This is a genomic window from Plantibacter sp. VKM Ac-2876 (assembly GCF_015350715.1).
GTDB classification, from domain to species: Bacteria; Actinomycetota; Actinomycetes; order Actinomycetales; family Microbacteriaceae; genus Plantibacter; species Plantibacter auratus.
On the sequence record NZ_JADKSI010000001.1, the window covers coordinates 1,262,491 to 1,280,851 of the forward strand.

Here is an 18,361-nt window from a genome sequence, read left to right on the forward strand (position 1 = left end):
CTGGGTTGCGGCTGCGGTGGCCGGACGCCTCAGAGGATGGGGCGTCGTCGGCCATCGCCCGGCCGATTCATTCGAAGCGTTGCCAGTCCGGCCGGTTGTCGTAGGTGTAGCGATAGTAGTCCGACAACCGCAGCCCCGATGCCGCTGCCTCGTCGACGACGACGGTGGCGTGCTCGTGCAGCTGGAGCGCCGACCCGGGGACGAACGCGCTGAGCGGTCCTTCGACGGCGGCCGCGACGGCGTCGGCCTTCCCAGCACCCTGGGCGACCAGCACGAGCTCGCGCGCCTCGAGGATGGTCCCGAGTCCCTGCGTCATGCAGTGGGTCGGCACCTGGTCGGGCGAGTCGAAGAAGCGGGCGTTGTCCTGGCGGGTCTTCGGCGCGAGGGTCTTGATGCGCGTGCGTGACGCGAACGACGACGTCGGCTCGTTGAACCCGATGTGCCCGTTCGACCCGATGCCGAGGATCTGCACGTCGATGCCGCCGGCCTCGGCGATGGCCCGGTCGTACTCCTTCGCGGCGGCCGCGAGGTCTGCGGCGCGGCCGTCCGGGACGCGGACGCGTGAGGGGTCGAAGCCGAGCGGGGCGACGACCTCGCGCGCGATCACGCTGGCGTACGACTCGGGGTGGTCGGCGGGGATACCCACGTACTCGTCGAGCGCGAAGCCGCGGGCCTCGGCGAACGACAGCGAGCCCGCCTGCACGCGACGGGCCAGTTCCTCATAGATGCCCTGCGGGCTGGACCCGGTCGCGAGCCCGATGACGGACTGGGGCCGCCCGGCGACGATCGACGCGATCTTCGCGCCGGCGACGCGACCGACCTCGGCGGCGTCGGGAAGGATGATGATCTCCACGGTGTCCTCTCGTTCCTGCTCAGGCGCTCGCCGCGGCCACGGCCGAGCGGACGTCGCCGTCATGCGATTCGAGCAGCCGGGCGGCCGTCGCTGCGTCCACGTCGGCGAGGAGCATGACGACGGCGGTCTTGGCGTGCGAGCCGGCCTGCTCCAGGGCGGCGTCGGCGATCGACCGTTCGACGCCGGTGGCGTCCGCGACGATCCGCTGCGCGCGGTCGACGAGCTTCTCGTTCGTCGGCTTCACGTCGACCATCAGATTGGAGAAGACCTTGCCCGAGCGCACCATGGACGCGGTGGACAGCATGTTGCACACGAGCTTCTGTGCGGTGCCGGCCTTCAGCCGGGTCGAACCGGTGAGCGCCTCGGGGCCGGTCATCACCTCGATGGCGATGTCCGCCTCGGCGCTGATCCTGGCGTTCCGATTGCAGGACACCGCGATCGTCCCCGCGCCCAGGTGGCGTGCGTAGCGCAGGCCGCCGATGACGTACGGGGTGCGACCGCTGGCCGCGAGACCGACGACGACGTCCGTGGGGCGGAGATCGGCCGCGATGAGTTCCGAGGCGCCGAGCTCGATGTCGTCCTCGGCACCCTCGACGGCGACGACGAACGCGTGCTCACCCCCGGCGATGAGCCCCACGACCTCGGAGGGGTCGGTGCCGAAGGTCGGCGGGCACTCGACCGCGTCGAGCAGTCCGATCCGGCCGCTCGTCCCCGCGCCGAGGTAGATCAGTCGCCCGCCCTGCCGGCGAGCCTCCGTGATGCGCTCCACGGCGCGCGCGATGCTCGGCAGTTCCGCACGGACGGCGTCGGCGACGAGTCGGTCCTCGTCGTTGATCACCTCGAGCAGCCGGAGCGTGTCCAGCGTGTCGAGGTCGACCGTGCGCGGGTTGCGTCCCTCGGTGGAGAGCGCTGCCAAGGTACTCGATGCTTCAGGCACGAACGGCCCTCCGTTCTGGGTCGGACGGGCTGACGCCGTCGTGGTGGTCCGTGGGGCTGTCGACGGTCATGCTTCGAACCGCAGCGAGCGAGGCGGCCCGTCGAGCGTCCGCGCGGGGAGCGAGTGTCCGGGGACGATCGCGCCCAGGACGCTGCCGTGCGAGGCGCCGGTGGCAGAGGGGAGTGACCCCGCCTGGCCGTTCACCGTCAGGAAGCCGAGGACGGCGAAGGCGAGCGCTTCTTTTGCATCGGACGGGAGGCCTGCGTCGTCACTGCTGACGACGTCGGCCTCGGGGAGTGCAGCCCGGATGCGCGCGACGAGCTGAGGATTGCGCACTCCACCACCGGCGAGGATGACGCGCTCCACCCCGCGGACGGCGTCGGCGACGGTCCGTGCGGTCAGCTCGGTCAGGGTCGCGACGAGGTCCTCGATCAGAAGCGTCGGGCGGCCGGCGAGCTGCTCGCGGAGGTAGTCGAGGTGGAACAGTTCCTTGCCCGTCGACTTCGGGGCGGGCCGCTGGTAGTACGGCTCGCGCAGCAGGAGGTCGAGCGTCTCCTCGTCGACGGTGCCACGTGCGGCGAGCTCGCCGTCGGCGTCGAACTGCCGGGCGCCGCCGGTGTGCTCGGCGACGACGGCGTCGATGAGCGCGTTCGCCGGTCCACTGTCGAAGGCGATCGGGTCCTGGCCCGGCCGCACGATGGTGGCGTTGGCGATGCCGCCGAGGTTGACGGCCGCAGCGGTCTCACCGCCCAGCCAGAGCGCGTCGATCATGCTGACGAGCGGAGCACCCTGCCCACCGGCCGCGACGTCACGCGAACGCAGGTCGGCGACGACGGTGCAACCGGTGCGCTCGGCGATCCAGGCCGGCTGGCCGAGCTGCAGCGTGCCTTCGACCCGGCCGTCCTCGACCCAGTGGTACATCGTCTGCCCGTGGGAGACGATCAGGTCGGCGTCACCGTCGCAGAGCTCAGCGACCGCTCGGACCGCGAGATCCGCGAAGGCCTGCCCGATCCGCGTGTCCAACCGGCAGACGTCGTCGACACTGGTGGTCGCCGGTGGCAGGGCGGCGGTGATCGCGGCTCGCAGCTCCGGGTCGTACCCGGCGGTGAGCATCCCGAGCGGGCGGACGACGAGGGTGTCGCCGTCCGCACTGATCTCGGCTGCGGCGGCGTCGATCGCATCGTGCGACGTGCCGGACATGAGACCGATGACGCGCATCGGGCGGCTCACTTGCGCAGCTCCGTCCGGTGGGCGGTCCCGCGGAGCGTGGCGATGGCGATCGCGCTCACGAGGCAGGTCGCCATCACGTAGTAGGCCGGGACGTCGACGTTGCCGGTCGAGGCGATCAGCGAGGTGATGATGAGGCCGGCGCTGCCCGAGAAGATCGCGTTCGAGATCGAGTAGGACAGTCCGAGACCGGTGTACCGCACGGAGGTGGGGAACATCTCGGCGAGCATGGCGGGGCCTGGGCCTGCGATCAGGCCGACGACCGCTCCGGCGACGAACACGGCGAGGCCGTGGACACCGACGCCGAGGTCCGGGTTCTGCAGCACGTTGAGGAGGGGTAGCGCCAGGATCACGATGAGCCCGGTGCCGGCGAGCATCACCCAGCGCCGACCGATCTTGTCCGACAGCCAGCCGGCCGGGAGGATCGTCGCGGCGAAGCCGGCGTTCGCGAGCACGGTGGAGATCAGCGCCTCCTGGAAGGACGCGTTGAGGCTGCTCTGGAGGTACGAGGGCATGACGACGAGGAAGGTGTAACCCGCGGCGGACCAGCCCATCAGGCGACCGATCCCCAGGAGGATCGCCTTGGCGGTCTCTGCAGCACCCGCACGCACGACCACCGGCTTGGCGACGTCGGTGGTGTCTGCGGCGGCGACCTTCTGGAACTCCGGGGTCTCCTCGAGCTTCAGGCGGAGGAACAGGGCGACCGCGCCGAGGGGGATGGCGAGCAGGAAGGCGATCCGCCAGCCCCACGCCGCCAGATCGGCTTCGGACAGCAGGGACGACAGCAGCGCGACGGTGCCGGCGCCGCCGAGGAGTCCGAGTGCGACGGTGAACGACTGCCACGATCCGTAGAAGCCGCGCTTCCCGGCCGGTGCGAACTCGGTCATGACCGAGACGGCGCCGCCGAACTCACCGCCGGCGGAGAGGCCCTGCAGGATGCGCACGAGGGTGAGCAGGATGGGTGCCGCGATGCCGATCGAGGCGTACGTCGGCAGGATGCCGATCAGTGCGGTCGCCCCGGACATCATGACCAGGACGAGGATGAGCGTCGGCTTCCGCCCGATCCGGTCGCCGATCCGGCCGAAGAGCGCCGCCCCGACCGGGCGGAAGAAGAAGGCGATCGCGAAGGACGCGTAGGTCGCGATGAGCGACTCGAAGCCGGTCTGCTGGCCGTCGCTGAAGAACTGCGCGGCGAGGATCGTGGCGAGGAACCCGTAGATCCCGAACTCGTACCACTCGATGAAGTTGCCGACGCTGCCGGCGACGATCGCCCGGCGTCGGGCGGTGCTGCTGATCACGTCGCTGCGTGGTGTGGAGCTGGTCACGGGACCTCCCTTGGTTCCTGGATCGTGCATGCCGGCAGCACCCGCGGTACTCCGCTACACGTGTCGGCCAGTCCGCACCTGAGGAGGGCACTGGTCGCGAGTCGGTGCAACAAACATACACAATTCAATGATGGATGGTAATTTCCATACATCCGGCCGGTGGGTGCCGGCGGTACAGTGTTGACGGTCGAGAGGAGCACCGATGGGAGCCGACGTCCACCGGACATCACGGGCGGTGTCCACCGAGGTGCGCGCCCGTCTCGACGAGCTCCGTCCCTCCGAGCGGCGGATCGCCGAATCGCTGCTCGCCGACCCGGGCGCCTTCGCGACGCGGTCGGTCGCCGAGATCGCCGAAGAGGCGTCGACGTCGGCGACGACGGTCGTGCGCTTCACGCGCAAGATCGGCTACGACCGCTTCAAGGACTTCCGACACGACCTGACCGAGGAGAACCTCCGCGAGCGGCTCGCGCTCGCCGGGACGAACGTGCAGTCGCCCGACATCGTCGCCGGAGACAGCCTCGACGACATCGTCGCGAAGGTCGCCGCGAACGAATCCCTCTCGATCGCCGACACCGCTCAGGCCCTCGATACGGCAGCCCTCACGCGTGCGGTCACCGCGGTCGCCGGCGCTCGCCGGGTCGACATCTTCGGTGTCGGAGCGAGCTCCATCGTCGCCGTCGACCTGCAGCGGAAACTCTCGCGGATCGGACGGGTGGCGCTCGAATGGCCCGACCCGCATGCCGCCTGGACCGCTGCGGCGATCCTCGACGAGCAGGCGGTCGCCGTCGCGATCTCGCACTCCGGCGCGACCGCTGACACCGTCGACTACCTCCGGCTCGCGGCCCGCTCCGGCGCGACGACCATCGCGATCACGAACCACGCGGAGTCGACTCTGGCGACCAACGCGGACATCGTCCTCCAGACGTCAGCGCGGGAGACGGCGTTCCGCTCGGGAGCGCTCGGCAGTCGGATCGCACAGCTGATGGTCGTCGACTGCCTCTTCATCGGCGTCGCCCAGGTCGACTCCGAGGCGTCCATCGGTGCGCTGCAGCGGACCTTCGACGCGGTTCGGGAGCGTCGTTCCTCCGAGTGACGTCGGTGCCGGGCCCTCGGCACAGCAGCTCGTCGACCGCGAGGGTTGCCATCGCGACCGGCCTGCGCCTAGAGCATCCCGGTCAGCACTCCGCCGTCTGCCCGGAGGGCCGCACCGTTCGTCGCCGATGCCAGTGGGCTCGCGAGGTAGGCCGCCAGTGAGGCGATCTCTTGCGGTTCGATGAACCGTTCGAGCAGGGTGGTGGTGTTGCGACCGATGATCGAGGCCTTCACGGCGTCGACCGGTGCGGCCTGGGATGCGGCGATGGACTCGACCGTCTCGGCGACGCCGTCGGAGTATGTCGGGCCGCCGAGGATCGTGTTCACCGTCACCGCGGTGCCGCGGGTCCGCTTCGCGAGTCCGTTGCCGAGGGCGATCATCGCCGCCTTCGTGACGCCGTAGTGGATCATGTCGGCGGGGATGTTCACCCCGGACTCGCTGCTGACGAAGAGGATGCGCCCCCAGCCTCGATCCAACATGCCTGGCAGGGCGTGCCGGGACAGCCGGACGCCGCTCATCAGGTTGACCTCGAGGACGTTGGACCACTCGTCGTCCGAGATGGACTCGAATTCCGCGAGACCGAACTGGCCCACGTTGTTCACGAGGATGTCCACAGCGCCGAGGTCGCCGAGCAGTCGCTCGACGGAGGCGGGATCGGCGAAATCTGCGACGATCCCGTCGTGGCCGGCATCGGTGTGGGTGCGCCGAAGCTCGGCGACCATGTCGCCCACCGCCTGCTCGGAGCGCCCGTTGACGATGACCCGTGCGCCCTCCGCGGCGAGTGACCGGGCGATGGCTGCGCCGATGCCACCGGTCGATCCGCTGATGAAGGCCGTCTTGCCTCGAAGCTGCAGGTCCATGTCGTCTCCCTCTATCGGCGATGCGCTGATTCACTTGCTCAGGCAAGTCACTCTAGGTCGGTTCACTTGCTCAAGCAAGTCGAATAGGCTTGCCCCATGACCGATTCCGCCGAACGTCCCGCCCTCGGCGGCGAGCGGCTCGCGGCCTGGGCCTCCGTCGCCACCCTGCTGGAGCGGCTTCCCGCGGCGCTCGACGCCCAGCTGCAGCGCGACAGCGGACTGAGTCACTACGAGCACGGGCTGCTCTTCGCGCTCGACACAGCCCCGGACCATACGCTCCGGATGAGCACACTCGCCGGGTACGCGAGTAGCACGCTCTCTCGGCTCTCCCGCGCGATCTCGCGGCTGGAGAAGCAGGGCTGGGTGCGACGCGAGGTCGACCCGACCGACGGTCGGTTCACCCTCGCCGTCCTCACGGACGGCGGCCACGCCCACGTCGCCCGGTCCACGCCCGCGCACCACGCCTTGGTCGAGGAGCTCGTCTTCGGCTCGCTCACGGAGGCGCAGGTGGGGCAATTGGCTGAGATCAGCGCGAAGATCGCGACGGCGATCGATCCGACCGTGCCATGGGCGCCGTCCGAGTGAACCTCGGAAGAACGCCCTTGTGGGCGCGCTCACGCCGGGCGTAGCTTGACCGCATGAGCCTCTTCATCACGTGTCCGGTCGAGAGCGTCGAACGCGCGACCGCCTTCTACGACGCCCTCGGCTGGACCCGCAACGCCGCGATGTCCACCGACCAGGTGTCCTGCTTCGAGATCGCGCCCGAGCAGTACGTCATGCTCGGCAGCCGCGAGATGTACGCGAGCGTCGGCGGCACCGAGGAGCTGATCGGTGGACCGGACACGCCCTCGAAGGTCACGGTCTCCTTCGACCTCGGGAGCCGCGAGGCGGTCGACGAGCTCGTGGAGCGGGCCGGCGCCGCAGGCGGACGGATCGGCGACACCGACGACTACCCGTTCATGTACCAGCGCCAGTTCGACGACCCCGACGGGTACCACTACTCGCCGTTCTGGATGAAGCCCGACGCCGAGCCGACCGACTGAGCGACCTCGCCGCGACACGGCACGGCGAGCAGGTCGCCGGGCGCGAGGTCGCGGGGGAGTAGCACGCGCTGCTCGGTTCCTGCCGCGCTGTCGAGGTGGAACGACACCGTGTGCGTCGTCGACGCTCGCCCGATCAGCCGGAGTTCCGACCAGCACGGTTCGACGTCTGAGAGGCAGGCGTCGAGGATGAGGTGATGGCCGTCCTCGCCGAACGTCGCACCGACGACGCGCATGACGACCACGGAGGTCTGCTCGACGGGCGAGGGGTATCCACCCGTGCCGGGGATCACCGCTGTCGCCGAGTGGACGCACGGGGTTCCGAACTGCTCGACCAGGCGCAGCATCGGAACGTCGTCGACGATCACGTCCGTGGTGCTGAGGTGGGTGTGTGCCGGCCAGCGGTCGGGGACGAACGGGTCCGGGATGCTGCGGCGGAGTGAAGGCAGGATCGTCGTGAGGGTCATGACCTCCGGTCTACGCCTCGCCACCCGCTCGAGTCGCGGTCCTCACGGGATCCATACGTCGATCCCCGGAACCCCGACGGTCTCCTCACGTCGCGCGGGCGAGTGGAGGCATCAGGCCTCGACCATGGTTTGCATCTCCTCTCAGAGTTCGCGCGCGAACGACACCGTCGTGGCCGTGCGTCCGGTCTCTGCGAGTCCCGCCTTCAGGAGGACCCGCTGGGATGCGACATTCGTGACGTCGGTCTCAGCGGCCGCCCGTTCTGCGCCGTGCGCTGCGGCGAACGACAGCGCGCCGACGACCGCTTCCGTCGCGAGTCCGACCCCGCGAGCGGCGGGAACGAGACCGTAGCCGAACTCGACGCGACCGTCGCTGTCGGGCGGCCCGAAGAAGCCGAGTCCACCGATGGCCGAACCGTCGGCATCACGGATGAGGTACATCGTGAAGATCGGGTCGCTGACGGTCGATTCCGCGAGACCGCGGAGCGGGCCGAGCTCATCGGCGAAGGGGTACTCCGGGTGCCAGGCGTCACCGTCACGCTCGTCGCGTTCGACGATGCGTCGCGCGAGCGCCGGTGAGATCGGTTCGAGGGTGGTTCGTTCGGTGCGGATGATCATCGACGCCAGTCTGACAGGGCGACGAGACACACGTGATCGACATCCGATCAGCGACGTGGTTCGCTGGCAAGACGGGTTCCCAGCGTCGGGAGGCCGTCGATCCGTGAGGGAGCGCAGTGCGATGAGACCACTCCGATACTCGATCAACGTGACGCTCGACGGGTGCTGTCATCACGAGGCCGGACTCCCGCCCGACGAGGAGTCGATGCAGTACTGGACCGCGCAGCTGGCGCGGGCGGACGCCCTCCTGTTCGGCAGGGTGACCTACGAGATGATGGAGTCCGCCTGGCGGAGCCCGGCCTCCGGCACCTTGCCGGACTGGGTCGAGCCGTGGCAGGTGCCCTTCGCGGAGACCATCGACCGGGCGGAGAAGCACGTCGTCTCGAGCACGTTGAGAGACGCCGACTGGAACGCGGAGCTGGTCCGAGGTGACCTCGACCAGGCGGTTCGGCGGCTCAAGCAGGAACCGGGCGAGGGCCTGTGGGTGGGCGGGGTGACCCTGCCGCTCGCGCTGGCCGACCTGGGACTGATCGACGAGTACGAGTTCCTCGTGCAGCCGGTGCTCGCCGGGCGTGGGCCGACCCTGCTCGCAGGGCTGCGTGAGCGCATCGAGCTCGAACTCGTGGACCGCCGCGAGTTCCGCTCAGGCGCGGTCGCCATGCGGTATCGGCCGGCGTGACGTCGTCGCCAGAACGCCCATGCTCGGTGCCCCTGCTGAAGAGGGACGTCCGCACGCGCACTCCAGCCGGGAGAGGATGGACGCATGACCCCTCTCCACGGAATCGATATCGCCGCCGAACTCCGACAGGTCGAGGCCCACTGGACTCCTCGAGTGGTCGGCCGGGTCAACGATCAATACGTGAAGGTCGCGAAGCTCCTCGGTCAGTTGGTCTGGCACGACCACGCGAACGAGGACGAGATGTTCCTCGTCGTCTCGGGCACGCTCCGTATCCAGCTCCCCGACGATGAGGAGGTCGTGCTCACGCCGGGCCAGTTCTTCGTCGTGCCGCGGGGAGTGCAGCACAATCCCATCGCCGACGAGGAGGTCGAGATCGTCCTGATCGAGACCGTCACGACCGCGCACACCGGTGACGTGATCGTCGAGGGCACGGTACCGGTCGAGCGCCAGCTGGGCGACTTCCGCTGACGTCCGGCGCCCGACAGCTCGTGAACGCCGCCGGTCGGGATGCGCGGGCGGGGGTCGGAGGACGCTCCCTCGATTCGGGTACGCTCGCGGCGTGAACGAAGACGAGACGCTCGTCCATGTGACGCACGACGCGCCGTGGCTTCCTCCCGGAGGCCGGGCCGAGGTGGTCCGCCGGACGACGCCACCCCGGCCGATGGCGGTCGTGCGCCTGCTCCTGCGCGACTCCGACCAGGTGTTCTGCGTGCCGAGGCAGGGCACAGGGCGGCTCGATCTGCCGATGCTCGAGGCTGCATCCGATGATGTCGACGGCACGGCGGCCGTTCGTGAACTGGCGCAACGCATCACCGGTGAGCACACGGGCACGCACTTCATCGGCGCCGTACGCAACGTCGTGGAGGCACCGGCCGACGGATACGACTGGCCGGCACCGGTCGCCCACTTCGGCGTGTGGGCTTCGGACGCGACTCCGAAGGCTCACGGCACATGGGTGCGACTCGACGATGACGAGCATCAGCTGCGCGACCGACACTGGTTCCCGTTGGTGGGCTGAGCCGACAGCTCAGCTGGGCGACCTGACCGGAACGAGGCAGTCGACCTCGCCCTCGCGCCGGTAGTGCTCGATGTGGGGGCGGTCTTCGTCGTGATCGGCGAGGTCGAAGAGCACGTCGAAGGCGTCGCCGATCCGGGCGTAGACGCCGGGCGCCTCGCCGCGAAGACGCAGCCTGAGGTAGTCGCCGCCGGGGATCACAGTCTCGTCCAGGCCGAGCGGGTTGTCGGCATCCCGGTCCAGCCGCGCGGACGCCATGCGGTACCTGTCACTTCCTCCGTAGATCAGGCCCATCATCCTGCGGCCCTGCAGCGAGTCGAACGAGTTCTCGAACGCCGGCCATGCCGCCTGCACCTGCCCGATGTCGAGTGCGACGTCCTGGCTGAAGGCGGCGATGTCGTCGAGCGTCACGACATCGATCCGGCCGAGGTAGTGGGTTCGTGGGAAATCGGTCGCGTCTCGTGTCATCCGACCCACGTGTTCCCTGCGGCGTAGAGGTCGTTGTCCTCGGCGTCATCCCCCTGCAGGAGCCGATGTTGGATCGCTGCCGCGACGCCGGCGAGAGCAGGCAGACCGATGGCCGCGCTGAGGATCAAACCGAGCTCTCCCGACACAATGGCGAAGGCGATTCCGACCCCGAGCACGACGATCACCACGGCACCGAAGATGAGCCAGGCGCGGCGCCGGTGACGGCGTTCAGCCGCGCGCCGCTCCTCGTCTCGGCGTTGTCTCGTGGAGCGTTTGGAGCGCTGACTCATCTGGGAACTCCTTCTGCGGAAACGAGGCGGATGCCTCGTGTCTAACACGTCTCGCGACGGTGTGCTCAGCGGTCGATCGAGGCCATGTTGGCGTCATCGTGGTGAGCACCGGCCGCAGGGGTGAGGGTGCTCAACCGCTCGACCTGCTCGGGGCTGAGCTGCACGGCATCGGCGGCCGTGTTCTCCTCGACCCGTGAGACCCGTCGTGTTCCGGGGATGGGCGCGATGTCGTCGCCGCGGGTGAGGAGCCAGGCCAGCGCGGTCTGGGCCGGCGTGGCACCGATCTCAGCGCCGATGGCCCGGACCTCATCCACGATCGCCAGGTTGCGACCGAAGTTCTCGGGAGTGAACCGCGGGTTCGTCTTGCGCCAGTCGCCCTCGGGGATGTCGTCGGACGAACGCAGCTGCCCGGTGAGGAGGCCGTGGCCGAGCGGGGAGTACGGCACGAACCCGATCCCGAGCCCGCGGAGGAGAGGCAGGATGTCGGTCTCGACCTCGCGAGTCCACAGGGAGTACTCGGTCTGCAGCGCCGACACCGGCTGCACAGCGTGCGCACGGCGGATCGTTTCAGCAGAAGCCTCGGAGAGCCCGAAGTGCAGCACCTTGCCTTCAGCGATCAGCTCGGCGACGGCGCCCGCCGTCTCCTCGATGGGCGTGTGCTGATCGACGCGGTGCTGGTAGTAGAGGTCGATGTGGTCGGTGCCGAGTCGCCGAAGCGACCCTTCGACGGCCGCCCGCACGTTCGCCGCCGAGCTGTCGGCGACACGACCCTGCTTGCCGGAATGGGACACGAGCCCGAACTTCGTGGCGAGCTTGACCTGATCGCGACGCCCCGCGATGGCTCGTCCGACGACCTCCTCGCTGTGGAACGGCCCGTAGACCTCAGCTGTGTCGATGTGCGTCACGCCGAGTTCGAGGGCGCGGTGGATGGTGCGGACGGATTCGTCGTCGTCGAGCCCGCCGCCGGTGGTGTCTGTCGAGGGGTGATGCTCCGAGTCAACCGCTCGGCGCTCGGGTGAGCGAGGCCCGGTCTACAGGTGCACCAGGAGGGCCCCTCTCACGGCGGTGAGCCGGCGTACCGTCGATGCATGGACATCCACGACGACCTGAGCGAGTTCTTGACCTCGCGCCGGGCGAAGCTGACGCCGTCGCAGGCCGGACTGCCCGACTACGGCGGTCGGCGCCGAGTGCCCGGGCTCCGCCGCGAGGAGGTCGCCCTGCTCGCAGGAATGAGCGCCGAGTACTACAAGCGGCTCGAGCGAGGAAACGCCACCGGGGTCTCGGAAGCCGTCGTCGACGGGGTCAGCCGCGCCCTGCAGCTCACCGAGGCGGAGCACTCGCACCTCGCCGGGCTCATCCGCACTGCGAACGCCGGAATTCGTCCGCAGCGGCGACAGACCCGTATGACGACATTGACGGCTGGCATGCAACAGACCATCGATGCGATGTCCACGGTTCCCGTCTTCGTGCAGAACGGGCGGCTCGACGCCATCGCCACCAACACGCTCGGTCGGGCGCTGTTCTCTGAGATGTTCGACGACGTGAGCCCACCGGTGAACGCGGCGCGGTTCGTGTTCCTCGACCAGCGTTCCCAGAACTTCTACCAAGACTGGGAGGGCAACGCTCATCAGATCGTCGCGATCCTCCGCGCCGAAGCCGGCCGCTCACCCTACGACCGGGAACTCAGCGACCTCGTCGGCGAGCTGTCCACGCGCAGCGACCTGTTCCGCAAGCTCTGGGGTGCCCACGACGTCCGGGAGCACCGCGGTGGGTCCAAGAACGTCCACCATCCGATCGTCGGCGATCTCGCTCTCAACTACCAGAGCATGGACCTGGCCTCAGATCGTGGCCTGCAGATGCTCGTCTTCTCCGCCGAGCCCGGATCCGCTTCCGCCGACCGCATGCAACTCCTCGCCAACTGGGCGGAGTCTGGGCGTGTCGCGTTCGAGCGACGGCCCAGCCGCTGATCGGTCGATCGCCGGGCGTTGCGACGGCCGGACTCGGCCATCGCGCGAACGGCGCACCCGAGCTGACCCGGGTGCGCCGTCCGTCTCCGGTGGTGGTTCCCTTACTGCTCGATGAAGGCGAGGAGGTCGGGGTTGATGATGTCGGCGTGGGTGGTCAGCATGCCGTGCGGGAAGCCCTCGTAGACCTTGAGGGTCGCGTTGCTGAGGAGCTCGGCCTGCTTGATGACGGCGTCCTTGTACGGCACGACCTGGTCGTCGTCACCCTGCATGCAGAGGACCGGCACGGAGATCGCCTTGAGGTCCTCGGTCTGGTCGGTCTCGGAGAACGCCTTGATGCCCTCGTAGTGCGCCACGGCGCTGCCGGTCATGCCCTGACGCCACCAGTTGTCGATGACCGGCTGGGACACGGTGACACCGTCTCGGTTGAATCCGTAGAACGGGCCCGAAGCCACGGCCTGGAAGAACTCCGCCCGGTTCGCAGCGAGCGCGCTCCGGAAGCCGTCGAAGACCGAGATGGGCGTCCCTTCGGGGTTGGCGTCGGTCTGCACCATCAGCGGAGGCACGGACGAGACCAGGACGGCCTTCGCCACACGACCCTGCGGCTCGCCGTACTTGGCGACGTACCGCGCGACCTGGCCACCACCCGTCGAGTGCCCGATGTGGACGACGTTGCGCAGGTCGAGGTGCTCGACGACCGCCGACACGTCGCTGGCGTAGTGGTCCATGTCGTGGCCTGAACCGATCTCCGAGGACCGCCCGTGTCCGCGCCGATCGCTGGCCACCACGCGGTACCCCTTCGACAGGAAGAAGAGCACCTGCGCGTCCCAGTCGTCCGACGACAGCGGCCACCCGTGGTGGAACATGATGGGCTGCGCCGCCGGGTCGCCCAGATCCTTGTAGTAGATTTCCGTGCCGTCGTCCGTTGTCACGAATGGCATGACTGACCTCCAAGCTCATGTCGAGCCAAGCCGCGCTCGGAACGACTCTCGCGAATTCCGCTTCCACGGAATGTGGGAGCGCGACCACGGTAACGCGGCGCGACGGCCGTTTCGCTGGTCTGTCGAAAGTCCCGACACCTGTCCAAACCGGTTGCCGCAGACGTCCAGTTCCGGGCGGCCGAGAGTGCTCGTTCTGCTCGCTGGTGGTGCTCGGACGGGCAGAACGGGCACTCTCGGTGGACGTGTCGTTCAGCCGCGGTCGGCGAGCCACGTGCTGATCGCCGCGGGGAGCTGCGTGAAGTCCTCGACGTCGGTGTCGGGCTCGATCGGGACGCCGTAGCGCTTGCCGGTGCGGTCGGCGTCGACGGCCACGGTCAGGTTGACGACCGCGCCGTCGTAGAGGCGGACCGGCTGGTTGGCCGTGCTGAAGCCGTAGCTCGGCTGTCCGAACACGCGCACGTCCGACTGCCCGATGAAGGCGATGGCGACCGCCTCGGCGGAGCTGCCGGTCATCCCGTCGATGACCACGGCGATCGGCCCGTCCACCTTCGGCTGCGGCTTCGTCGCCGCGCTCTGTCGGTTGCCGCCGGACGAGACGCCGCCGCCCGACACCGAGACGACCGTCGACCTGTCGACGGACTCGAAGGTCTCGACGGTCCCGTCGTCGAGCAGGGGCGCCACGGCGGCCAACATCGGCCACACGTTGCCGCCATGGTTGTCCCGCAGATCGACCACCCATGCCGACGTGTGGGGCGCGGCGGCGGTGATCGCGTCGACGGCCGTGTCGATGTATCGCTGGCCGAAGGAGTCGCTCCCGGAGCCGCCACCGATGAGTGTCGGGAGCCGGATGGTCGTCACACCGTCGGCGGTCGTGACGGTGGGCAGTTCGTTCGCGGCCTCGGACCCGGACGACGGGCCGAACAGTTCGGCCGCAGCCGCAGGATCGTTGAAGGTGGTGTGCGGACCGCCCAACTCGGTCGCCGCCTCCTCGAGCGGCCCGTAGGTGTCGGCGTAGTCGGAGGCGTCCGCGACGGCGGCCATGGCCCGTGCCCGCACCTCGGCATAGCGGTCCGGTGTGGCCGCGACACCCTGTCGCATGGCGTCGAGCGCGACCTCCGCATACGTCTGCGGCGACGGCGGTACGAGGTAGATCCCGTACGACCGCAGGAGCGGCGCGGCGACGACGGCGCCGCCGACCACCAGCGCGAGGAATGATGCCGTGACGACGGTGGCGATGAGGCCACGCCGACGCCGACGACGTCGCTGTTCCATGGGGGCCGGTGATGGCAAGGGCGGTCGACTGCGGGTGATGCCGGGCATGCCTCCAGGCTACGAATCGTCGATGCTCGAATCGTCAGCCCGCAGGACGATCCCGCTCGCGGAGTATCAGCCGCGGGCGGGATCGTGGTGCTTCGTCGTGTCGCTCAGCGCCAGTAGCCGTTCGCCGCGGCGACGGTCTGGAAGTTGATCGCGATGACCTGGGAAGCGCCCATCAGACTGTCGGGGTTCTCGGCGTAAGCGACGCGCAGGCGTGCGCGGACGTCCGCGTCGGGCTGGGTCATCTTGACGCCGGTCCTCGAGAGCTTGATCGCGAGTGCGTAGCCCTCCTCGGGTGTCGGGGTCAGCAGGCTCGGGAGCCAGGATTCGGACATGTCGGTGCCTGTCGTTCCGGTCGAGCTCAGGCGACGCGACGGAGCGGCACGGTCGGGAAGTCGACCGGCACCTCGAGTGCGACGTTGAGGTAGTTCGTGAACAGATTGAGGGCGACCTGGCCCACGATCTCGACGATCTGCTCGTCGGTGACGCCGTGCGAGCGCAGCGCTTCGACGTCGGAGGCGGGGATCTGACCCCGGAGTTCGACGAGCCGCAGGGCGAACGCGAGGATCGCGGCGGTCTTCGGGTCGTCCGACTGGCCCGTCTGCGCGGCGGACATCGCGTCACGGCTGACGCCTGCCTTGCGACCGAGGGCGGAGTGGGCGGCGAGGCAGTACTCGCACGCGTTGCGATTCGCGACGGCGACGGCGATCTGCTCACCGAGCGCGGCACCAAGCGAGCTGCTCGACCCGAACGCCCCGAAGGCCGACCACATGCTCGTGAGCGCGGCGGGCGAGTTGGCGACGGTCGCGAACATCGCCGGCACGGTTCCGAACGCGGCGTGGATCTGGTCGAGCTGCTCCTTGGTGGTACCGGTCGCGGTCTCGCGGTCGACGAGGGGGATGAGTGACATGAGGGGTTCCTGTCCTGATTGGCCCCGGTCTTTCCGGGGATGACTCCATCCTGCGCGTCAGTGTCGGACGATTCGATGCATTTCGTCTAGACTTCAGTGCAGATCGTCTGCGATGCTGTCCGCATGCCACCCGTGGACCGCCTGTCGTCGATGCTCGAGCACTTCAGGATCCGTGCAAGCCTCTTCCACGCCGGTCCGCTGTGCGGCGTGACGACGTTCGCGGCGTCGCCCGGACGAGGCTTCCTCCACGTGCTCCGTGACGGCGAGATGTCGGTGACCCACCAGCAGGCCGACGGTCGGCTGGAGACCGTCATCGTCGATCGTCCGAGTCTGTTGTTCTACCCGAGGCCGCTCGAGCACGCCTTCCACAACGCGCCCACTGAGGACTCCGACTTCGCCTGCGCCACGATCGACGTCGACGGTGGGGCCACGCACCCACTGCTCCTGGCGCTGCCGCCCGTCGTCGTGATCCCGCTCGACGCTGTCGCGACGCTCCGGCCCGCCCTCGACCTGCTGTTCTCCGAGGTCGACGCCGGCGCCTGCGGGCAGCGGGTCATCGTCGATCGCCTGTTCGAGGTGGTGCTCATGCAGCTCTTCCGCTGGATGCTCGACCACACGGACGAGGTCGGCTTGCCGGCGGGGCTCCTCACCGGGCTGGCGGATCCCGCGCTGGCACGAGCCCTCGTCGCGATCCACGAGGCTCCGGGTGAGGCGTGGACGCTGGCCTCGATGGCCGACGAGGCGCGCCTCTCGCGCAGTACCTTCGCGGCGCGGTTCGCCTCACTGGTGGGTGTGCCGCCCGCCGAATACCTGATCACCTGGCGGGTGACGCTCGCGCAGGGCATGCTCCGCGCCGGTGAGCCGGTCGGGCTCACCGCCTCGCGACTCGGCTACGCGAGCGCGCCCGCCTTCTCCCGCGCCTTCTCCCAGCGGGTCGGCGCCTCACCGCGAGCGTGGCTCGCTGCGGCCGTCGCCGTGCCTGACGGCTCCCGCACCGAGGTGGCATGATGCCGTCCATGAGAAGTCACCACGTGAGCCGGGTCATCGGCGCATCGCCGGATGCCGTGTACGAGTACGCGTCCGACGTCGACAACCTCCCGCGGTGGGCGGCCGGGCTCGCGCAGGCCGAGGTGGTGCGCGAAGGTGACTCGCTGTTCGTCGAGTCGCCGATGGGTCGGGTGGAGGTCCGGTTCGTCGAGAGCAACCGCTTCGGCGTGCTCGACCACGACGTCACCTTGCCGTCCGGGACCGTCGTGACCAACCCGGTCCGCGTGCTGGCGCATCCGGAGGGTGCCGAGGTGGTGTTCACCGTGCGCCAGATCGAGCTGGACGACGACGCGTTCGCGCGGGACATCGCGATGGTCGAGGCGGACCTCGAACGCCTCGATCACCAGGTCGCTGGGCAGGCCGGCGTTCGTCGATGACGCGGAGCACCGGTGGCGTCGTCGCCATCGCCATCGCTGGCGGGCTGGTGCTCGGGCCCGTGGGGTGCGCCTCCGCTCCTCCGTCCCCTTCGGCGGCGCCGAGCTCCCCAACCTCGGCGCCAACGTCGGCGCCGCCCACCCCGATGCCGGACCTGTCCGTCGAGTTCCAAGCCCTGGAGGCTGAGTTCAGCGCGCGCGTCGGCGTGAGTGCCCTCGACACGGGGACCGGTGCCCGGTTGTCCTACCGCGCGGACGAGCGCTTCGGGTACGCCTCGACGATCAAGGCGCTCGCCGCGGCGGTCTTCCTCCACGAGGTGCGCGGTTCGGCGCGTGACGAGGTCGTCACCTGGTCGGCTGATGATGTCGAGGCGGCCGGCTATTCGCCGGTGACGAGTGAACAGGTCGAGACCGGCCTGACCCTGTCCCAGCTCGCCGAGGCCGCCGTCCGGCGGAGCGACAACACGGCCCTCAACCTCGTCCTCGCGCGGATCGGTGGGCCGGCCGCGCTGGACGCCGCCCTCGTCACGCTCGGCGACGAGGTGACCGAGGTCGTCAACGCGGAGCCACTGTTGAACGTGATCGAACCGGGCAGCACCGATGACACCACCACCCCTGCCGCGTTCACCGACGACCTGACCCGCCTCGCCGACGGCTCCTACCTGGAGCCCGCCGACCGGGCGACGCTCCTCGCCTGGATGAGCGGCAACGCGACGGGCGACACGCTGATCCGGGCCGGTGCTCCGGCGGGATGGCAGGTGGCCGACAAGTCCGGGGGTGCAGGTGGGATCCGGAACGACATCGCGATCATCGACCGGCCGGGCGGCGACCCGATCGTCCTGACCATCCTCACGAACACACTCGACCCGGACGCCGAGTACGACGACGCGTTGGTCGCGGAGGCGGCGAGCGTCGCGCTCGCCGCCTCCGAGCAGTAGC

The 18,361-nt window shown here is 69.3% G+C and carries 23 protein-coding genes and 1 pseudogene; 10 read left to right on the forward strand and 14 right to left on the reverse strand.

Annotation, left to right across the window (positions count from 1 at the left end; all coding sequences use genetic code 11):
* Positions 1–67 precede the first annotated feature (67 nt).
* The 4 genes from nagB to ITJ62_RS06070 form a co-directional block, all read right to left on the reverse strand.
* A complete protein-coding gene (gene nagB, locus ITJ62_RS06055) occupies positions 68–853 on the reverse strand; it encodes a glucosamine-6-phosphate deaminase (RefSeq protein WP_370581845.1) in 786 nt (261 codons plus the stop codon).
* 19 nt (positions 854–872) lie between these two features.
* Positions 873–1,769: an N-acetylmuramic acid 6-phosphate etherase gene (murQ, locus tag ITJ62_RS06060; RefSeq protein ID WP_194600072.1), complete on the reverse strand. Its 897-nt coding sequence runs from the start codon at positions 1,767–1,769 to the stop codon at positions 873–875.
* A gap of 87 nt (positions 1,770–1,856) precedes the next feature.
* On the reverse strand, positions 1,857–3,008 hold the full coding sequence (locus ITJ62_RS06065) for an anhydro-N-acetylmuramic acid kinase (RefSeq protein WP_194600320.1): 1,152 nt from the start codon (positions 3,006–3,008) through the stop codon (positions 1,857–1,859).
* Between the two features lie 8 nt (positions 3,009–3,016).
* Complete coding sequence (locus ITJ62_RS06070; RefSeq protein WP_370581846.1) at positions 3,017–4,342, reverse strand: MFS transporter; 1,326 nt, start codon at positions 4,340–4,342, stop codon at positions 3,017–3,019.
* 202 nt (positions 4,343–4,544) lie between these two features.
* On the opposite strand from ITJ62_RS06070, the gene ITJ62_RS06075 reads away from it, so the two are divergent.
* Entirely contained in the window at positions 4,545–5,435 is an 891-nt protein-coding gene (locus ITJ62_RS06075) for a MurR/RpiR family transcriptional regulator (protein ID WP_194600074.1), read from the forward strand.
* Between the two features lie 68 nt (positions 5,436–5,503).
* Here the strand turns inward: ITJ62_RS06075 and ITJ62_RS06080 are convergent, their stop codons facing one another.
* Positions 5,504–6,295: an SDR family NAD(P)-dependent oxidoreductase gene (locus tag ITJ62_RS06080; RefSeq protein WP_194600075.1), complete on the reverse strand. Its 792-nt coding sequence runs from the start codon at positions 6,293–6,295 to the stop codon at positions 5,504–5,506.
* 96 nt (positions 6,296–6,391) lie between these two features.
* On the opposite strand from ITJ62_RS06080, the gene ITJ62_RS06085 reads away from it, so the two are divergent.
* Positions 6,392–6,880 carry a MarR family winged helix-turn-helix transcriptional regulator gene (locus ITJ62_RS06085; RefSeq protein WP_194600076.1) on the forward strand — a complete coding sequence of 163 codons (489 nt, stop codon included), beginning with the start codon at positions 6,392–6,394 and terminating at the stop codon, positions 6,878–6,880.
* Between the two features lie 53 nt (positions 6,881–6,933).
* Positions 6,934–7,338 carry a VOC family protein gene (locus ITJ62_RS06090; protein WP_194600077.1) on the forward strand — a complete coding sequence of 135 codons (405 nt, stop codon included), beginning with the start codon at positions 6,934–6,936 and terminating at the stop codon, positions 7,336–7,338.
* On the opposite strand, the gene ITJ62_RS06095 is transcribed toward ITJ62_RS06090, so the two are convergent.
* Both ITJ62_RS06095 and ITJ62_RS06100 read right to left on the reverse strand, forming a co-directional pair.
* A complete protein-coding gene (locus tag ITJ62_RS06095; RefSeq protein WP_194600079.1) occupies positions 7,293–7,802 on the reverse strand; it encodes a hypothetical protein in 510 nt (169 codons plus the stop codon). The genes ITJ62_RS06090 and ITJ62_RS06095 overlap by 46 nt on opposite strands.
* A 141-nt stretch (positions 7,803–7,943) precedes the next feature.
* Positions 7,944–8,417, reverse strand: coding sequence for a GNAT family N-acetyltransferase (locus tag ITJ62_RS06100; protein WP_194600081.1), 474 nt, complete (start codon positions 8,415–8,417; stop codon positions 7,944–7,946).
* Positions 8,418–8,538: 121 nt separating this feature from the next.
* Here ITJ62_RS06100 and ITJ62_RS06105 point away from each other — a divergent pair, with 121 nt between their 5' ends.
* From ITJ62_RS06105 to ITJ62_RS06115, 3 genes are all read left to right on the forward strand, one after another.
* Positions 8,539–9,096: a dihydrofolate reductase family protein gene (locus tag ITJ62_RS06105; protein ID WP_194600083.1), complete on the forward strand. Its 558-nt coding sequence runs from the start codon at positions 8,539–8,541 to the stop codon at positions 9,094–9,096.
* A gap of 84 nt (positions 9,097–9,180) precedes the next feature.
* A complete protein-coding gene (locus tag ITJ62_RS06110; RefSeq protein WP_194600085.1) occupies positions 9,181–9,564 on the forward strand; it encodes a cupin domain-containing protein in 384 nt (127 codons plus the stop codon).
* A 91-nt stretch (positions 9,565–9,655) separates the two neighbouring features.
* A complete protein-coding gene (locus tag ITJ62_RS06115; RefSeq protein WP_194600087.1) occupies positions 9,656–10,114 on the forward strand; it encodes an NUDIX hydrolase in 459 nt (152 codons plus the stop codon).
* A 9-nt stretch (positions 10,115–10,123) separates the two neighbouring features.
* On the opposite strand, the gene ITJ62_RS06120 is transcribed toward ITJ62_RS06115, so the two are convergent.
* The 3 genes and pseudogenes from ITJ62_RS06120 to ITJ62_RS06130 all read right to left on the reverse strand — a co-directional run.
* Positions 10,124–10,522, reverse strand: coding sequence for an AraC family transcriptional regulator (locus tag ITJ62_RS06120; RefSeq protein ID WP_370581847.1), 399 nt, complete (start codon positions 10,520–10,522; stop codon positions 10,124–10,126).
* 53 nt (positions 10,523–10,575) lie between these two features.
* Complete coding sequence (locus tag ITJ62_RS06125; protein ID WP_194600091.1) at positions 10,576–10,869, reverse strand: hypothetical protein; 294 nt, start codon at positions 10,867–10,869, stop codon at positions 10,576–10,578.
* 65 nt (positions 10,870–10,934) lie between these two features.
* Positions 10,935–11,822: pseudogene (locus tag ITJ62_RS06130) on the reverse strand (aldo/keto reductase); the annotation flags it as partial.
* A 135-nt stretch (positions 11,823–11,957) separates the two neighbouring features.
* Between ITJ62_RS06130 and ITJ62_RS06135 the strand changes: the two are divergent.
* On the forward strand, positions 11,958–12,836 hold the full coding sequence (locus tag ITJ62_RS06135; protein WP_194600092.1) for a helix-turn-helix transcriptional regulator: 879 nt from the start codon (positions 11,958–11,960) through the stop codon (positions 12,834–12,836).
* 101 nt (positions 12,837–12,937) lie between these two features.
* Here the strand turns inward: ITJ62_RS06135 and ITJ62_RS06140 are convergent, their stop codons facing one another.
* The 4 genes from ITJ62_RS06140 to ITJ62_RS06155 form a co-directional block, all read right to left on the reverse strand.
* Positions 12,938–13,774 (reverse strand): alpha/beta fold hydrolase, encoded by an 837-nt coding sequence (locus ITJ62_RS06140; RefSeq protein WP_086472353.1) that lies wholly within the window; start codon positions 13,772–13,774, stop codon positions 12,938–12,940.
* A gap of 249 nt (positions 13,775–14,023) precedes the next feature.
* Positions 14,024–15,094 carry a S41 family peptidase gene (locus ITJ62_RS06145; protein ID WP_194600094.1) on the reverse strand — a complete coding sequence of 357 codons (1,071 nt, stop codon included), beginning with the start codon at positions 15,092–15,094 and terminating at the stop codon, positions 14,024–14,026.
* A gap of 104 nt (positions 15,095–15,198) precedes the next feature.
* Positions 15,199–15,426, reverse strand: a complete 228-nt coding sequence (locus ITJ62_RS06150; protein ID WP_194600096.1) for a hexameric tyrosine-coordinated heme protein — start codon at positions 15,424–15,426, stop codon at positions 15,199–15,201.
* 26 nt (positions 15,427–15,452) lie between these two features.
* On the reverse strand, positions 15,453–16,001 hold the full coding sequence (locus ITJ62_RS06155; RefSeq protein ID WP_194600098.1) for a carboxymuconolactone decarboxylase family protein: 549 nt from the start codon (positions 15,999–16,001) through the stop codon (positions 15,453–15,455).
* 123 nt (positions 16,002–16,124) lie between these two features.
* Here ITJ62_RS06155 and ITJ62_RS06160 point away from each other — a divergent pair, with 123 nt between their 5' ends.
* The 3 genes from ITJ62_RS06160 (at position 16,125) to bla (ending at position 18,360) form a co-directional block, all read left to right on the forward strand.
* A complete protein-coding gene (locus ITJ62_RS06160) occupies positions 16,125–17,009 on the forward strand; it encodes an AraC family transcriptional regulator (RefSeq protein ID WP_194600100.1) in 885 nt (294 codons plus the stop codon).
* An 8-nt stretch (positions 17,010–17,017) separates the two neighbouring features.
* Complete coding sequence (locus ITJ62_RS06165; protein WP_194600102.1) at positions 17,018–17,425, forward strand: SRPBCC family protein; 408 nt, start codon at positions 17,018–17,020, stop codon at positions 17,423–17,425.
* Between the two features lie 143 nt (positions 17,426–17,568).
* Positions 17,569–18,360 (forward strand): class A beta-lactamase, encoded by a 792-nt coding sequence (gene bla, locus ITJ62_RS06170; protein WP_194600104.1) that lies wholly within the window; start codon positions 17,569–17,571, stop codon positions 18,358–18,360.
* The last annotated feature ends 1 nt before the right edge of the window (position 18,361 follow it).

Coding starts and splice junctions, on each gene's coding strand:
- ITJ62_RS06135 (WP_194600092.1), top strand. CDS start 11,958: ATGGACATCCACGACGACCTGAGCGAGTTCTTGACCTCGCGCCGGGCG.
- ITJ62_RS06065 (WP_194600320.1), bottom strand. CDS start 3,008: ATGCGCGTCATCGGTCTCATGTCCGGCACGTCGCACGATGCGATCGAC.
- ITJ62_RS06155 (WP_194600098.1), bottom strand. CDS start 16,001: ATGTCACTCATCCCCCTCGTCGACCGCGAGACCGCGACCGGTACCACC.
- bla (WP_194600104.1), top strand. CDS start 17,569: ATGCCGGACCTGTCCGTCGAGTTCCAAGCCCTGGAGGCTGAGTTCAGC.
- ITJ62_RS06095 (WP_194600079.1), bottom strand. CDS start 7,802: ATGACCCTCACGACGATCCTGCCTTCACTCCGCCGCAGCATCCCGGAC.
- ITJ62_RS06080 (WP_194600075.1), bottom strand. CDS start 6,295: ATGGACCTGCAGCTTCGAGGCAAGACGGCCTTCATCAGCGGATCGACC.
- ITJ62_RS06140 (WP_086472353.1), bottom strand. CDS start 13,774: ATGCCATTCGTGACAACGGACGACGGCACGGAAATCTACTACAAGGAT.
- ITJ62_RS06085 (WP_194600076.1), top strand. CDS start 6,392: ATGACCGATTCCGCCGAACGTCCCGCCCTCGGCGGCGAGCGGCTCGCG.
- ITJ62_RS06165 (WP_194600102.1), top strand. CDS start 17,018: ATGAGAAGTCACCACGTGAGCCGGGTCATCGGCGCATCGCCGGATGCC.
- ITJ62_RS06160 (WP_194600100.1), top strand. CDS start 16,125: ATGCCACCCGTGGACCGCCTGTCGTCGATGCTCGAGCACTTCAGGATC.
- ITJ62_RS06125 (WP_194600091.1), bottom strand. CDS start 10,869: ATGAGTCAGCGCTCCAAACGCTCCACGAGACAACGCCGAGACGAGGAG.
- ITJ62_RS06145 (WP_194600094.1), bottom strand. CDS start 15,094: ATGCCCGGCATCACCCGCAGTCGACCGCCCTTGCCATCACCGGCCCCC.
- ITJ62_RS06105 (WP_194600083.1), top strand. CDS start 8,539: ATGAGACCACTCCGATACTCGATCAACGTGACGCTCGACGGGTGCTGT.
- ITJ62_RS06090 (WP_194600077.1), top strand. CDS start 6,934: ATGAGCCTCTTCATCACGTGTCCGGTCGAGAGCGTCGAACGCGCGACC.
- ITJ62_RS06110 (WP_194600085.1), top strand. CDS start 9,181: ATGACCCCTCTCCACGGAATCGATATCGCCGCCGAACTCCGACAGGTC.
- ITJ62_RS06100 (WP_194600081.1), bottom strand. CDS start 8,417: ATGATCATCCGCACCGAACGAACCACCCTCGAACCGATCTCACCGGCG.
- ITJ62_RS06150 (WP_194600096.1), bottom strand. CDS start 15,426: ATGTCCGAATCCTGGCTCCCGAGCCTGCTGACCCCGACACCCGAGGAG.
- ITJ62_RS06075 (WP_194600074.1), top strand. CDS start 4,545: ATGGGAGCCGACGTCCACCGGACATCACGGGCGGTGTCCACCGAGGTG.